This is a genomic window from Neisseria sp. WLZKY-1 (assembly GCF_046546535.1).
Lineage (GTDB): Bacteria > Pseudomonadota > Gammaproteobacteria > Burkholderiales > Neisseriaceae > Neisseria.
Genome location: NZ_JBKGTW010000022.1, coordinates 1 through 14,593, shown reverse-complemented (window position 1 = coordinate 14,593; position 14,593 = coordinate 1). Strand labels below are relative to the sequence as shown.

General features: G+C 62.2%; 8 protein-coding genes. 5 read left to right on the top strand and 3 right to left on the bottom strand.

The features are described 5' to 3' along the window. The first annotated feature begins 85 nt into the window (after window positions 1-85). Both purL and ACLD9W_RS07250 read left to right on the top strand, forming a co-directional pair. Window positions 86-4,060, top strand: a complete 3,975-nt coding sequence (gene purL / locus ACLD9W_RS07255; RefSeq protein ID WP_410841393.1) for a phosphoribosylformylglycinamidine synthase — start codon at window positions 86-88, stop codon at window positions 4,058-4,060. 58 nt (window positions 4,061-4,118) lie between these two features. Then, on the top strand, window positions 4,119-4,253 hold the full coding sequence (locus tag ACLD9W_RS07250; RefSeq protein WP_410841392.1) for a hypothetical protein: 135 nt from the start codon (window positions 4,119-4,121) through the stop codon (window positions 4,251-4,253). Here the strand turns inward: ACLD9W_RS07250 and pgi are convergent. The 3 genes from pgi to ACLD9W_RS07235 all read right to left on the bottom strand — a co-directional run bounded on the left by pgi (window position 4,234) and on the right by ACLD9W_RS07235 (window position 8,141). After that, a complete protein-coding gene (gene pgi / locus ACLD9W_RS07245; RefSeq protein ID WP_410841391.1) occupies window positions 4,234-5,811 on the bottom strand; it encodes a glucose-6-phosphate isomerase in 1,578 nt (525 codons plus the stop codon). The genes ACLD9W_RS07250 and pgi overlap by 20 nt on opposite strands. Window positions 5,812-5,992: 181 nt before the next feature. Next, entirely contained in the window at window positions 5,993-7,789 is a 1,797-nt protein-coding gene (locus ACLD9W_RS07240) for a Wzy polymerase domain-containing protein (protein WP_410841390.1), read from the bottom strand. Next, window positions 7,779-8,141, bottom strand: coding sequence for a DUF2069 domain-containing protein (locus tag ACLD9W_RS07235; protein ID WP_410841389.1), 363 nt, complete (start codon window positions 8,139-8,141; stop codon window positions 7,779-7,781). The genes ACLD9W_RS07240 and ACLD9W_RS07235 overlap by 11 nt, the downstream gene beginning before the upstream one ends. A 260-nt stretch (window positions 8,142-8,401) precedes the next feature. Here ACLD9W_RS07235 and ACLD9W_RS07230 point away from each other — a divergent pair, with 260 nt between their 5' ends. From ACLD9W_RS07230 to ACLD9W_RS07220, 3 genes are all read left to right on the top strand, one after another. Further along, complete coding sequence (locus ACLD9W_RS07230) at window positions 8,402-8,998, top strand: NUDIX hydrolase (protein WP_410841388.1); 597 nt, start codon at window positions 8,402-8,404, stop codon at window positions 8,996-8,998. Window positions 8,999-9,136: 138 nt separating this feature from the next. Beyond that, window positions 9,137-10,846 carry a molecular chaperone HscC gene (locus ACLD9W_RS07225; protein ID WP_410841387.1) on the top strand — a complete coding sequence of 570 codons (1,710 nt, stop codon included), beginning with the start codon at window positions 9,137-9,139 and terminating at the stop codon, window positions 10,844-10,846. A gap of 89 nt (window positions 10,847-10,935) precedes the next feature. After that, a complete protein-coding gene (locus tag ACLD9W_RS07220; protein WP_410841386.1) occupies window positions 10,936-14,298 on the top strand; it encodes a hypothetical protein in 3,363 nt (1,120 codons plus the stop codon). Window positions 14,299-14,593 lie beyond the last annotated feature (295 nt).

Below are 14,593 nucleotides of genomic sequence, written 5' to 3'. Positions count from 1 at the left end.
ACTTTTACCGTCCGCACCGCCCACGCAGCGCCGCGCCCGTCGTATAATGCGCGCCTTTTCCAACTCCGTTTTGAAGAGCCCACCCATGTCCGTCGTTCTCCCTCTGCGCGGCTCCCGCGCCCTTTCCGATTTCCGTGTTGAAAAACTGCTGCAAAAGGCCGCTGCGCTGGGTTTGCCGGCGGCTCAGTTGTCCAGCGAATTTTGGTATTTTGCCGCGTCCGACGCGCCTTTGGCGGCGGATGATGCGGCGAAACTCGAAGCCTTGATCGACGCGCAGAGCGTGGCCGCGCCGCAGCTTTCAGACGGCCTGAATCTGTTTTTGGTTACGCCGCGTTTGGGCACGGTGTCGCCGTGGGCATCGAAGGCGACGGACATCGCGCACAACTGCGGCCTGTCGCAGATTACCCGCATCGAGCGCGGCATGGCGGTGTGGGTGTCGGGCCGTCTGAACGAAGACGAAAAACGCGCGTGGGCGTCGCTGCTGCACGACCGCATGACCGAGTCGGTATTGCCCGATTTTCAGGCTGCCGAAAAGCTGTTTGCCCATCCCGAGGCGCAGACTTTTTCTACGGTAAACGTATTGGGCGGCGGCCGCGATGCGCTGGTCAAAGCCAATACCGAGCTGGGCTTGGCGCTCTCACCCGACGAGATTGATTATCTGGTGGAAAACTATCGCGCGTTAAACCGCAATCCGTCGGATGTCGAACTGATGATGTTCGCGCAGGCCAACTCGGAGCATTGCCGCCACAAAATTTTCAACGCCGATTTCGTGTTAAACGGGCAGGCGCAGGAGAAATCCCTGTTCCGCATGATCCGCGACACCCACGAGGCGCACCCCGAAGGCACGGTGGTGGCCTATAAAGACAATGCGTCGATTATCGAGGGCGCGAAAATCAAGCGTTTTTATCCGCACGCGGCGGAAAATCAGGGCTACCGTTTCGCCGAAGAAGACACGCACATTCTGATGAAAGTGGAAACCCACAACCATCCCACCGCCATCGCGCCTTTTGCGGGCGCGGCCACCGGCGCGGGCGGCGAAATCCGCGATGAGGGCGCAACCGGTCGCGGCGCGCGGCCGAAAGCGGGTTTGACCGGCTTTACCGTGTCCAACCTCAATATCCCGGGCTTTGCGCAGCCGTGGGAGCAGCCCTACGGCAAGCCCGGCCATCTGGCTTCTGCGCTCGATATTATGATCGACGGCCCCATCGGCGGCGCGGCATTTAACAACGAGTTCGGCCGCCCCAATCTTTTGGGCTATTTCCGCACTTTTGAAGAGCGTTTCGACGGCCAAGTACGCGGCTACCACAAGCCGATTATGATTGCCGGCGGCTTGGGCAATATCCAAGCGCAGCAGACGCATAAAAACGAAATCCCCGAAGGCGCGTTGTTAATCCAACTCGGCGGCCCGGGGATGCTGATTGGCTTGGGCGGCGGCGCGGCTTCTTCGATGGACACCGGCAGCAACGATTCCAGCCTGGATTTCAACTCGGTACAGCGCGGCAACCCCGAAATCGAACGCCGCGCGCAGGAAGTGATCGACCGCTGCTGGCAGCTGGGCGACGCCAATCCGATTATCGCCATTCACGACGTAGGCGCGGGCGGCTTGTCCAACGCCTTCCCCGAATTGGTGAACGACGCAGGGCGCGGCGCGGTGTTCAAGCTGCGCGACGTGCCGCTGGAAGAACACGGCTTAACCCCGCTGCAAATCTGGTGCAACGAAGCGCAGGAGCGTTATGTGTTGTCGGTGTTGCCGGAAAATCTCGACACCTTCTCTGCTCTGTGCGAGCGCGAACGCTGCCCGTTTGCCGTAGTCGGCACGGCCACCGACGACGGCCACTTGCAGGTGCACGACGATTTGTACGGCGACAATCCGGTCGATCTGCCACTGAACGTATTGCTCGGCAAACCGCCCAAAACCACCCGCCGCGACGAGACCGTAAGGCCGTCTGAAAACACGAAAACAGGTTTTTCAGGCTGCCAAATCGATTTGAAAGAAGCTGCCTACCGCGTGTTGCGCCTGCCTGCCGTGGCCGCCAAAAACTTCCTGATTACCATCGGCGACCGCAGCGTCGGCGGCCTGACCGCGCGCGACCAGATGGTCGGCCGCTATCAAACGCCGGTGGCCGACTGCGCCGTAACCATGATGGGCTTTGACACCTGTCGCGGCGAAGCGATGGCGATGGGCGAAAAACCCGCCGTCGCCCTGTTTGACGCACCCGCCTCGGGCAGAATGTGCATCGGCGAAGCCATCACCAACCTGGCGGCGGTAAACATCGGCGACATCGGCAACATCAAACTCTCCGCCAACTGGATGGCCGCCTGCGGCAATGCGGGTGAAGACGAAAAACTCTACCGCACCGTCGCCGCCGTGTCCGAAACCTGCCAAGACTTGGGCATCAGCATTCCTGTGGGCAAAGACTCGCTGTCGATGAAAACCGTGTGGCAGGAAAACGGCGCGCAAAAATCCGTCACCTCGCCGCTGTCGCTGGTGATTACCGGCTTCGCGCCGGTGGCCGACGTGCGCAAAACCGTTACCCCCGAATTGAAAAACGTGGCCGACAGCGTATTGCTGTTTGTCGATTTGGGCTTTGGCAAAGCACGCATGGGCGGCTCGGCGCTGGCGCAGGTGTACAACGAAACCGGCGGCGAAGCGCCCGACATCGACGCAGGCAGCCTGAAAGCGTTTTACGATGTGATGCAGAAGCTGGTGGCCGAAAACAAGCTCTTGGCCTACCACGACCGCAGCGACGGTGGTTTGTTTGCCACGCTGGCGGAAATGGCGTTTGCGGCACGTTGCGGCTTGGATATAGATTTAAATTTATTGCTTGCACAAACATTTATTACCAACCATACCGCTCTGTCTCAATCATTGCGGACTGAAGAGGTAAAAGCGTTGGCTGAATGGCAAGAAACCATTGCCCGCACATTATTTAATGAAGAGTTGGGTGCTGTTATCCAAGTTAGAAAACAAGATGTTGCCGATATTATCAATTTATTCTATCAACAACAGCTGCATCACAATGTCTTTGAAATCGGTACGTTAACTGATGAGAACACGTTAATCATCCGCGACGGGCAAACGCACCTTATTTCTGACAACCTAATCAAACTGCAACAAACCTGGCAGGAAACCAGCCACGCCATCCAACGCCTGCGCGACAACCCCGCCTGCGCCGACAGTGAGTTCGCCCTGATTGGCGACAACGACCGCAGCGCATTGTTTGCCGACGTGAAATTTGACGTGAACGAAGACATCGCCGCGCCGTTCGTCAACAGCGGCGCAAAACCGAAAATCGCCGTGTTGCGTGAACAGGGCGTCAACGGCCAAGTCGAAATGGCCGCCGCCTTTACCCGCGCGGGCTTCGATGCCTACGACGTGCATATGTCCGACCTGATGGCAGGCCGCGTCCACCTTGCCGACTTCAAAATGCTGGCGGCCTGCGGCGGATTCAGCTACGGCGACGTACTCGGCGCAGGCGAAGGCTGGGCGAAATCGATTCTGTTCAACCCCGCGCTGCGCGAGCAGTTTGCCGCCTTCTTTGCGCACCAAGACACCCTCGCGCTGGGCGTGTGCAACGGCTGCCAAATGATGAGCAACCTCGCCGAAATTATCCCCGGCAGCACAGGCTGGCCGAAGTTCAAACGCAACCGCAGCGAGCAGTTTGAAGCCCGTTTGAGCATGGTTGAAGTGGCCAAATCGCCCTCGCTGGTTCTGGCCGAAATGCAGGGCAGCCGCCTGCCCGTGGTCGTCAGCCACGGCGAAGGCCGCGCCGATTTCGCCCACTTGGGACGCGACGGCAATGCAGTGTCAGACGGCCTTAACATCGCCCTGCAATACATTGACGGCACCGGCTCAGTAACCCAAACCTACCCGCTCAACCCCAACGGCTCGCCGCAGGGCATCGCCGGCATCACCAACGCCGACGGCCGCATCACCATCATGATGCCGCACCCCGAGCGCGTGTACCAAACCGCGCAAATGAGCTGGCAGCCTGAAGGCTGGGGCGAGATGAGTGGCTGGTATCGGATGTTCGCCGCCGCGCGTAAAGCGTTGGGCTAATAAGAAGGCCGTCTGAAAACGCTTAGGCCGTCTGAAAGAGTGCTTTCAGACGGCCTTTTTGCAAGCCCGCAAATCGGGTAGCAACCGTTTTTCCGCAGGCTGCGGCAAAAGGCCGTCTGAAACCTTGTCCGACAGGGTTTCAGACGGCCTTTTTGCCGACGCCACGCCGTTTTTCAGACGGCCTGTTGTTTGAAACGGGCGATCAGGGCGGCGGTGGAGGCATCGTGTGCGGCCGGGACGCCGTTTTCCAGTTCGGCGAGTATGGTTTTGGCCAGCACTTTGCCGTATTCCACGCCCCATTGGTCGAAGGGGTTGGTGTCCCACACGGCGGCTTGGACGAAGACGCGATGTTCGTAGAGGGCGATGAGCATGCCGAGGGTGAAGGGGTCGAGGCGTTCGGCCAGCAGGGTGTTGCTGGGGCGGTTGCCCTCAAAGCTGCGGTGCGGCTCACTGCTGCTTTTGCCCGTCATCAGGGCTTCAGCTTGGGCGAAGGCGTTGGCGGCGGCGAAGGCGCGGTTTTCCTGCGGGTAGGGGGTGTTGGCGGGGACGATGAAGTCGACGGGAATCAGGCGCGTGCCCTGGTGCAGCAGTTGGAAATAGGCGTGCTGGCAGTTGACGCCTTCGCTGCCCCAGATGATGCTGCCGGTGTCGCAACGGGCGGGGCGGCCGTCTGAAAGGGTGTGTTTGCCGTTGCTTTCCATATCAAGCTGCTGCAAATGGGCGGGCAGGCTGCGCAAGAGGTGGGTGTAGGGGATGACGGCGTGGGTTTGCGCGCCGTGGAAGTTGTTGTACCACAGGGAAATCAGGCCGAGGAGGACAGGGATGTTGCGGCGCAGCGGGGTGTTGAAGAAGTGTTCGTCCACGGCGTGCGCGCCGGCGAGGAAGTCGCGGAAGTGCTGCGAACCGACGGCGGCCATCAGCGGCAGGCCGACGGGCGACCAGACGGAGTAGCGGCCGCCCACCCAGTCGGACATGGCGAAGCGGTTTTCTTCGGCGATGCCGAAAGCGCGCACGGCTTCGGCATTGGCGGACACGGCGGCAAAGTGGCGGGGAATCTGCTTTTCGGCAAGGCCGTTGTCCAGCAGCCAGGCACGGGCGGCGCGGGCGTTGAGCAGGGTTTCGGGGGTGGTGAAACTTTTGCTGGCGACGACGAACAGGGTTTGCGCGGGCGTGCAGCGCTCGAGTACGGCGGAGAGTTCGGCGCCGTCGATATTGGCGGCAAAGTGCACGCGCAGCCTGCCGTGATAGGGGGCGAGGGCTTCGACGGCGGTGCGCGCACCGAGGTCGGAGCCGCCGATGCCGATGTTGACGAGGTCGGTGAAGGGGAGGCCGTCTGAATTGGCGTAGGCGCCGTCGTTCAGGCTGTCGGCAAAGGCAAGGGCGCGCGCCAGTTCGCCGTGCATGGCGGGCAGGACGTTTTCGCCGTGCACATACACGGGTGCGGCATCGGCGGGCAGGCGCAGGGCGGTGTGCAGGGCGGCGCGGTTTTCGCTGGCGTTGACGGCGTCGCCTCGGCGCATGGCCTGCATTTTTTCCGGCAGGCGGGCGGTTTCGGCGAGGGCGCACAATAATTGCAGGGTGTCTTCGCCGATGCGGTTTTTGCTGTAATCGACCAGCAGACCGTGCAGCTGCCCGTGCATGCGTTCGAAGCGGTCGGGCTCGGCGGCGAAGCGTTGGCTGATGGTGAGGGACGCGGTGTCGCGGCGGTGTTGTTCGAGTGCCTGCCAGGTGGCGGTTTGGGTGATGGGCATGGTGGGGAAACGGCGGATAAAAAAGGGGGCGATTATAAGCCATGCGGCATAAAAAGGCCGTCTGAAAACACAGCTTCGGCGGAGCCGAACCCCGTCCGCCCGTTTTTCAGACGGCCTTTTGCCTTTTCAGACGGCCTTTTGCCTTTTCAGACGGCCTTTTGCCTTTTCAGACGGCCTGCACTCACGGCTGCGGGCAGCTTTCGGTGCGCGGTTTGAGCTTTTGGTATTCGTTGCACGCGCGGTAAAGGTCGGGATAGAGCGCGGCAAAGTGGGGCGAGCGGTGGATTTGCGCGGCATACTGTTTCATCGAAGTTGGATAGTAGCGGTAGAGGCGGTTTAGCCACTGTTCGGCGGTGTGGCGGTTGCCCGCACGGTATTGGTAGAGGCCGTATTGGACGGCGGTAGCGTAGGGGCGGTGGCGCAGGGCGCGGTTGGCGGCGGCTTCTGCCCACGGTTTGACCACGTTGTCCGACGGCGAGGCGCGGCGGGTGAGCGAGAGTTCGGCGTAATAGGCCAAGAGCGGCTCTTTCGCGGCGATGGCGCGCAGGCCGTCGATTTTGCGGTAGGTTTCCATCGGGCTGTCGTCTTTGCCGCGTTTGTCGAAATACACAAGGTCGGCATAGGTGAAACCGAGTTTGACGATACCGGCGGCAATCACGACGGCAGCAGCGGCAGGTAGCATGGCAACCAAGCCGAAGGCCGTCTGAAAAGGCGGCCGCCGGGTCGGCGCGAGCGACATCATCAGGGCAAACGGCGTCAGGAAATAGACATACCACAGCGGATATTCCAGCATGCTGTGGCACAGGCTCACCGCCATCAGCGCTAAAGGCAGCAGCGCGGCATCGGCGGCAGGCCGTCTGAAATACGGCCACACCGTCCACAGCGCGCCGCCAAACACCAGGAGCGTGCCCGCCAGCCCCATCTCGGCCAGAAGTTGCAAGACGATATTGTGCGAATGGGTAAACAGCACGCTGATGCCGTTGGGGCTGTAGCCGTGGGGAAACTCGGCGGCCAGGAATCCTTGCAGGGAAAAGCTGTCCCAACCGTGCCCCCACACGGGCGCGGAAAGGAACACGCGCCAGGCGTCGCGCCATTCCAAATCGCGCGCCGACATGGCAAACGAGCTGCTTTCCACGCGCTGCAAGGCCGTTTCCACCTGCCCCGCGCCCAGCCAACCCAGCACCGTATTGAGCGACAGCTGCACGGCCACCAGCATCGCCAGCGAAAACAGCATCGTCAGAAACAGACGGTTGCCCGCCCTGCCCTGCCGCAGCCGCCACAGCGCCGCCAGCGCCCCCGCCGCCAGCACATAAAGCAGCATGGTGCGCGAATTCACCAAGCCCATCGTCCCCGTGAGAAACAACACCGCCGGCAGCGCCACAACCGCCGCCAGACGCCGCTGCGCCCACAGGTACGACACCGACAGCAGCCCCCACATCAGATAATGTCCCAAATGGTTGCGCTGGCCGAGCTGCCCCGTGATATTCGACGCCGAACCCCGCGCCAGATAACCCGTGAAATGCGCCGTCCAGCCCAAATACTGCATCAGCGCCACCGCCGCCTGCAAACAGCCGCCGACGGCCAGCGCCCAAGCCAGCGCCGCCACCGCCTTCTCCTGCCCCAGCGACAGCACCCAGCCGCGGCACGCCCACGAGGCCGCCGCCAGCACGACAAACGTCCATACCGCCAAGTCCGACAGCCCGAAATAATCCGCGCCCACCACCCGCGCGTGCACATGCCAAAACAGCGCCAGCGTCAGAAAAAACACCGTGCCGCGCGGCGGCAGCACGTTCAGACGGCCAAAAGCAAAGGTCAGCAGCACCAACAGCAGCGCAAACAGCAGCGAACCGCTCTCCAAATAAAAACTCGGCAGCGGCCCCACCCGCCAAATCGACAGGAAAGGCACAACCGCAATCAGGGAAAATGCCGCCAAAAGCAGCGCGAAGCCCCACGGATCGTTTTGCCGTTCAACGCGCATCGCAGCCTCCCCGCACCTGCCGCACAAACCACAGACAGGACACAAAATACAACGAGCTCAGCAACACCGCCGCCGCCGCACACCAGCGGCTGGCCGCCGACACGTCAAACAGCCGCATCACCGCCTCGGCGAAATACAGCAGAATCATCATGCACGACCACTGAAAAGTGTACACCCGCCCCTTCAACACCCCCGCCAGCGGCAGGCACAGCGGCAGTGCCTTCAAAGCCAGCCACGAACCGCCCGGCCGCAGCGGCGCAAACCACAGCTCCCAGGCCAGACACAGCGCAATCAGCGCCAAAAGGGAAAACGCCGCCAGCCTCTGCGGCAGCGCGCCTTTACCGACATCCATGCAAAACACCTCGCAAAAGGCCGTTCCCGCCTACGCGGGAATGACGTTTCTGAAAGTGGAGTTCAACAAAATTAAAACCCGTTTACAGCGCAACACGCTTCTTTTCAGACGGCCTCAAAACAAAAATACAGGCCGCAACAGCGGCCTAAAACGGTGCGGATTATAACGCAAAGGCCGTCTGAAAGCGCCCCGCCGCAGATCCTGCCGTTGAAAAAGCGTCCGCGAAACCGTAGCATCCGTACCTTTACCCGCCCGCCGCCATGACCCCTGCCGACCTCCCCTCTTTTCTCGCCGCCCTCCACCGCCACGCCCCCTGCGCTGCCTTAAACGCCCGCAATGTCAGCATGGCGCGGCACTGCGCCCCGTTTAAAGAAGCCGCCGTACTCGTCGGCATCGTTCCCGACGCGGCGGGCGCGCGGCTTTTGCTCACCCGCCGCACCGACAGCCTGCGCCACCACGGCGGCCAGATTGCCTTTCCCGGCGGCCGCCAAGACCCTACCGACGGCGGCAGCCACACCGCCACCGCCCTGCGCGAAGCCGCCGAAGAAATCCACACCCCGCCCGAAAGCTGGCAGACCTTCCCGCCGCTCGCCCCCTTCTACACCCCCGCAGGCTACGCCGTCCGCCCCGTTCCCGCCCTGCACACCGGCGGCACATGGCGCGCCAGTCCCGGCGAAGTGGCGGAAATCTTCCTCATCCCCCTCGCCACCGCCCTCAACCCCGCCAACTACCGCTTCCGCCCCCTGCCGCAAGACCCCGCCGTTTCCGTCCCCGCACTGCCCTATCTTCACTACGACATCTGGGGACTCACCGCCGCCGTTCTCTACCACATCGCCCAAGCGGCAGAGGCCGTCTGAAAACACCGGCGGGCTTTCAGGCTGATGCCGTCATTCCCGCTTGTGACAAAAAGGCCGTCTGAAAACAAAAATTCTGTTTTCAGACGGCCTTGCTTTACAATACGCGCCTTTTCTTCACAAACATTTAACCAAACCGCCATGACAGTGCAAATCGGCATCGACCTGGGCACGACCAACAGCCTTGTCGCCCAATTTCTCGACGGCGAAACCCGCCTGATTCCCAACCGCCTCGGCCATTTCCTCACCCCTTCCGTCGTCAGTGCCGACGACGCGGGCAATATTCTGGTCGGCCTCGCCGCCCGCGAGCGGCTGCGTACCGCGCCGCAGTCCACCGCTGCGGCGTTCAAGCGCTTTATGGGCACGGACAAAACCTTCCGCGTCGGCGGCAAAAACTTCCGCGCCGAAGAGCTGTCGGCGCTGGTGTTGAAGCAGCTTAAAGAAGATGCTGAAGCCTTTTTGGGCGAAACCGTAACCGACGTTGTGATTACCGTGCCCGCCTATTTCAACGCCATCCAGCGCCAGGCCACGCGCAACGCGGCGCAAATGGCGGGGCTGAACGCGCTGCGTCTGTTAAACGAACCCACCGCTGCCGGACTGGCCTATGGTTTGCAGGAGCGGCCGGACGACACCCGTTTTCTGATTTACGACTTGGGCGGCGGTACGTTTGACGTGTCCGTACTCGATTATTTCGACGGCGTAGTACAGGTATCGGCCAGCGCGGGCGACAACCATTTGGGCGGCGAAGACTTCGTGCAGGTACTGCGCCACTGTTTTCTCAATAAATGCAATGAATTAAGCGACAGCGAACGCGCCAAACTCGCCGACAGCAGCGAGCTGTGGCAGGCATTGGAAACCGCCAAGCGCAAACTCGGCGACGAGATGCAGGCCGAAATCGCCATAAATATCAACGGCCGCATGGTGTCGGCAACCATCACGCGTAACGAGTTCCACGAAGCCGCCAAGCCGCTGATGGCGCGCCTGCGCCGCCCGCTCGAACGCGCCCTGCGCGATGCCAAACTGCGCCCCGAGCAAATCGACAGCATTATCCTGGTCGGCGGCGCCACCCGTATGCCGCTGATTCGCCAGAGCATCGCCCAACTGTTCCGCCGCATTGCCAACGTATCGGTCAATCCCGACGAAGCCATCGCCCGCGGCGCGGCGGTGCAGGCAGCCTTAATCGCCCGCGACGAGAGCGTGGAAGAAGTGGTGCTTACCGACGTGATGCCCTTCTCGCTGGGCGTGGAAACCGGCATCCCGCTGGAAAACGGCGGCCGCATCGAAGGCCGCTTTTCGCCGATTATCGAGCGCAATATGCCGGTGCCGGTGTCGCGCGTCGAACGCTACGTAACCGCCTTTGACCAACAAACCGCGCTGGCATTCGAAGTATTCCAGGGCGAATCGGCCGTTGCCCGCGAAAACCTGCATCTGGGCACGATGGAAATCAAAGTCCCGCCGCGCCCCGCCGGCGAAGTGTATGCCGACGTGCGTTTCAGCTACGACATCAACGGCCTGCTCGATGTGGACATCAGCAACGACGAGTTCGACATCCGCGCCAACCAAACCTTCCGCCACAACAGCGCCAACCTCAGCGAAGCCGAAATCCAAGCCTCGCTGGCCAAACTCGCCGCGCTCAAAGTGCACCCGCGCGAGCAGCAGGAAAACGTTTATCTCTTGGAAAAAGCCAAACGTCTGTACGAAGAATATCTCGGCGACCAGCGCCAAACCATCGGCCACGCCCTCGCCCAATTCGAGCGCGTGTTAGAGAGCCAAGACCCCGCCGCCATCCGCCGCGCACAAAAAGAGTTCGGAGATTTCCTCGCCCACTACGACGGCGGCTGGCTGCTGTAAGGCCGTCTGAAAGCAATCTCTGTCTGCACCAAAAGGCCGTCTGAAACCAAAAATGCTGTTTTCAGACGGCCTCCCACCGAAAGCCTGTTATGTCCTGCTGGCAAATCCTCCACATCGAGCCGACCAACGATACGCGCGCCATCCGCCGCGCCTACGCTAAACTTTTAAAAACCACCCGTCCCGACGACGACGCGGCCGCCTATCAAAAACTGCGCGAAGCCTTCGACGAAGCACTCGCCATCGCGCCCTATCTGGCAACCGATGATGAAGACGACGACTGGTCGTTTGACAACGAAACCGACGCAACAGGCCGCGCAGACGGGCAGCCGTTTTCAGACGGCCTTAGCGAAGCCGACGACACGGCGACGCCGTCTGAAAACGCCGACCGCATCATCCGCCACATCCAAAACATTCACCACCAAGCGGGCGGACGCGGCCTGCTCAAACTGTGGCCGCCGATTGCCCACCGCATCGCCGCGCTTGACGAATACGAGCGCGGCGAAGTGCTCGGCTACTTGGCCGGATGGCTGCAACAGCCCGGCGGCCTGCCGAAAAAACTGCAAAAACGCTGGCAGAAAGACTACGGCCTGCCCGCCGGTCAGGAATATCAGGAGAGGCCGTCTGAAAACCAAGAAGACGACTTTTTTGCCGGACTGTTTATTGTCGAAGCCGAGCCCGAAGCGGGCGTGGACGCACAGGAAAGCGTGCGCGCCCTGTTCAGCCAGATAGACCGCTGGTACGACAACGGCGGCATCCGCCCCGTGCTCGATCACGCCGACCAAATCGAAGCGGCATTTGCGGAGTTTTCCCTCGAAGACACGGGCTATCTTGCCTACCACTGCCTGCAATGGCTGCGGCGGCGGCAAATCCGCAACCCGCACCTTTGGCTCTCGTGGGCGGAATATTTCGGCTGGGGCGACTACAACCGCTCCTTCCTGGCGGGCAACCGCCTCAGCGAAGAAGAGCTGGAAAACCTCGCCGCCTACCGCCAAGACGCCCCACAAACCCCCGCGCCGCCGCCACACGGCCGCGAAAGCGAAGCGGAACTTTCGGCGCAGCTGGCCGCGCAGTTGGAAAACTGGTTTGCAGAAGGCGGCGATAAAAAACTGACGGAATGCTGGCCGCAAACGCGCGACCTGTTCAACCGTTTCCCGCTCGGCTCGGCCGACAGGCTCTCGCGCCAATGCGCCGCCTTCCTGCACAACCGCGTCGGCGCGCCGCTGGTGTGGCAGCGCTGGGCGAAATATTTCGGCTGGACGGCCGACAGCTTCCCCGACCTGTTTTCCCCCGAAGAAACGCGCCTGCTGGCCGCCAATGCCGATGCCGAAACCGTTCCCGCCGATCCGTCCGCGAGCCTCTTCGCCCTGCTCGACAAGCTCGCGGCAGAAGGCGGCAGCGCCGCCCTGCTACAACAGCGCACGCGCATCGAAACCCTGCTGCACGAGATACCACCCGAGGCAATCGACGCCGTTTCAGACGGCCTTGCCGCCTTTTTGCGCGAACGCGGCCTCGACAGCCCGCAGCTGTGGCTGCTTTTCGCCGACAGCTTCAACTGGTTCGCCCCGTTCTACCGCCATCTTTTGGACGCAGGCGAAGCGGCGGAACTCGAACACTGGCGGCGGCTCGAAGCGCAGGACTTCCCCGCCGCCGCCCTCCTCTCCCCATCGTGGCCGGAAGCCGTGTCCGTGCACGCCGCCGGCCTGATTCGCCGCATCTGCCGCACCTATTGGCAGGAAGGCAGCGGCGGCCTGCTGGTAGCGTGGCCGCAGCTTGCCCGCGAACTCGAAAAAACCCATTACGAAGACTACGACACCGTCACCGCCTTCCTCTCCTGCTGGCCACACCCGCAGCGCCTGTCGCGCCGCCTGCTGCTGCTTTGGCAGGAACACTACGGCACGCCCATACCCGATGCCGACGTGCCGCGCCGCTTCGCCGAAACGGAAGAAGACGGCGCAGACACAGAATACGGCGCAGACGGTTTTTCAGACGGCCTCGGCTTTTCAGACGGCCTCGAAACCGATCACATCTTCGCTTTCCTGCAAGAATGCAACGACAAGGGCGGCGGCAACGCGCTGGTGCAGGCGTGGCCGCACATCCGCGCCATGCTCGACGATTTGCCGCTGGGCGGCGCCGACGAAGTTTCGCCGCATTTCGCCGACTTCCTGCGCCGCAGGCGCATCACCCATCCGCTGCTGTGGGCGCAGTGGGCGGACTATTTCCGCTGGCACGAAGACTTCCGCAACCAAATCCTCTCGCCCACGGAATCCGAACGGCTCGCCGCCTACCGCCGCACCGCCGCCCTTTTGGCAGGCATAGGCATAACAGGTGCGGACGATCCGTCTGCCCAAGAAACCCTTTCAGACGGCCTCGGCAACCCGCCCCGCGTCATGCCCTACACCCGCGCCTTCGCCCGCTTCCTCGGCCGCAGCCCCGGTTTTTGGCGCAGCCTGGCCGCTGCCTGCGCCGTGATGGCAGTCTGGCCGGAAGTCAGCCGCGAAACCGATCCTGCCGAACGCGACGAAACCGCCGCCTTCCATCCCTCCCTCTACCGGCTGTTTGAATGGGGCGGCGAATGGCGCGGCGCCTGGCTCATCATCATCCTTTCCGCCTGCATCACCGCGGGCATCTGGTTTTCGCCGAGCGGGGGCGGCCAGTCCCTGCCGTGGGGCGTGCTCGTGGGGCTGCTCACCGGCGCCGTCGTCATCGCACTCTCCATTGTCGGCTACGGCCTCCTGCTCAGTATGCCCGTCCCATGGCTGGACGGTTGGATGCAGACCAAATGGCCGCGCATCAAATACCACCCCAAAGCCGCGCCCCTGTTCCTCATCACCCTGCCCGCCCTGCCGTCCGTGCTGGCGCACATCATGCCCGACGGGGAATACAACGGCCTGATTACCTTCTGCTGCTTCGCCGCGAGTGCCTTCTACTACTTTCCCCACTGCTTCGGCGACAGACAAACCGACGACAGCACATGGAACTGGAACTGGACGGCCGCCCTGCTCAGCCTCGCCCCCACCGTCGAATGGATAGCGCAGGCTCTGCCCGAAAATATGCGGCTTGACGCTTTGGCCGTCGTTTTGCTGTGGCTCAACGCCAACCTGTTTCTGTTTTTCGACCGTCGGGCGCGTTTCGACCACATCGCCGCCTTTATCAACCGCGCCGCCCGTTTTCAGACGGCCTCCCTGCCGCTGCGCCCCTTTGCCGCCATAGCAGCGGGTGTGTCGTGGCTGCTGATGATACCCGCCTACACCCTGCGTACCGCCATGAACAGGCAATACGGCCTGATACTCGAAACCGCCGTCATCGCCGCCGTATTGATGGTTCCCCTGCCCGAAAGCCTCCACCCGCACGGCCTGCTGCTCTTTTACCCCGCCCTGATGCTGGCCGCTTGGCTGCATCTGTTACTCACCCGCACCGCCCTGCGCCTGCTCGAACGCTTCCCCGCCGCATAAACGGCAAGGCAGAAAGGCCGTTCCCGCCTGCGCGGGAATGACGTTTCTGAAACCGAAAATCCCGCCGCGCACCTTGCTCCCTCTCCTGCGCCCGCGCGGAGGAGGGAACTCTGTTGCCCGACCTGTTGACTACCTCAACGATAAAGCCGTCTGAAAGCGCAGCTTCAGCGCAGCCAAAACGGAGGCCGTCTGAAAACGGAGGCCGTCTGAAAACGGAGGCCGTCTGAAAACGGAGGCCGTCTGAAAACGGAGGCCGTCTGAAAACGGAGGCCGTCTGAAAACGGAGGCCGTCTGA

Excerpts from the sequence above, each read along its gene's own strand:
- purL (WP_410841393.1), top strand. The coding sequence starts at position 86 with ATGTCCGTCGTTCTCCCTCTGCGCGGCTCCCGCGCCCTTTCCGATTTC.
- pgi (WP_410841391.1), bottom strand. The coding sequence starts at position 5,811 with ATGCCCATCACCCAAACCGCCACCTGGCAGGCACTCGAACAACACCGC.
- ACLD9W_RS07240 (WP_410841390.1), bottom strand. The coding sequence starts at position 7,789 with ATGCGCGTTGAACGGCAAAACGATCCGTGGGGCTTCGCGCTGCTTTTG.
- ACLD9W_RS07235 (WP_410841389.1), bottom strand. The coding sequence starts at position 8,141 with ATGGATGTCGGTAAAGGCGCGCTGCCGCAGAGGCTGGCGGCGTTTTCC.
- ACLD9W_RS07230 (WP_410841388.1), top strand. The coding sequence starts at position 8,402 with ATGACCCCTGCCGACCTCCCCTCTTTTCTCGCCGCCCTCCACCGCCAC.
- ACLD9W_RS07225 (WP_410841387.1), top strand. The coding sequence starts at position 9,137 with ATGACAGTGCAAATCGGCATCGACCTGGGCACGACCAACAGCCTTGTC.
- ACLD9W_RS07220 (WP_410841386.1), top strand. The coding sequence starts at position 10,936 with ATGTCCTGCTGGCAAATCCTCCACATCGAGCCGACCAACGATACGCGC.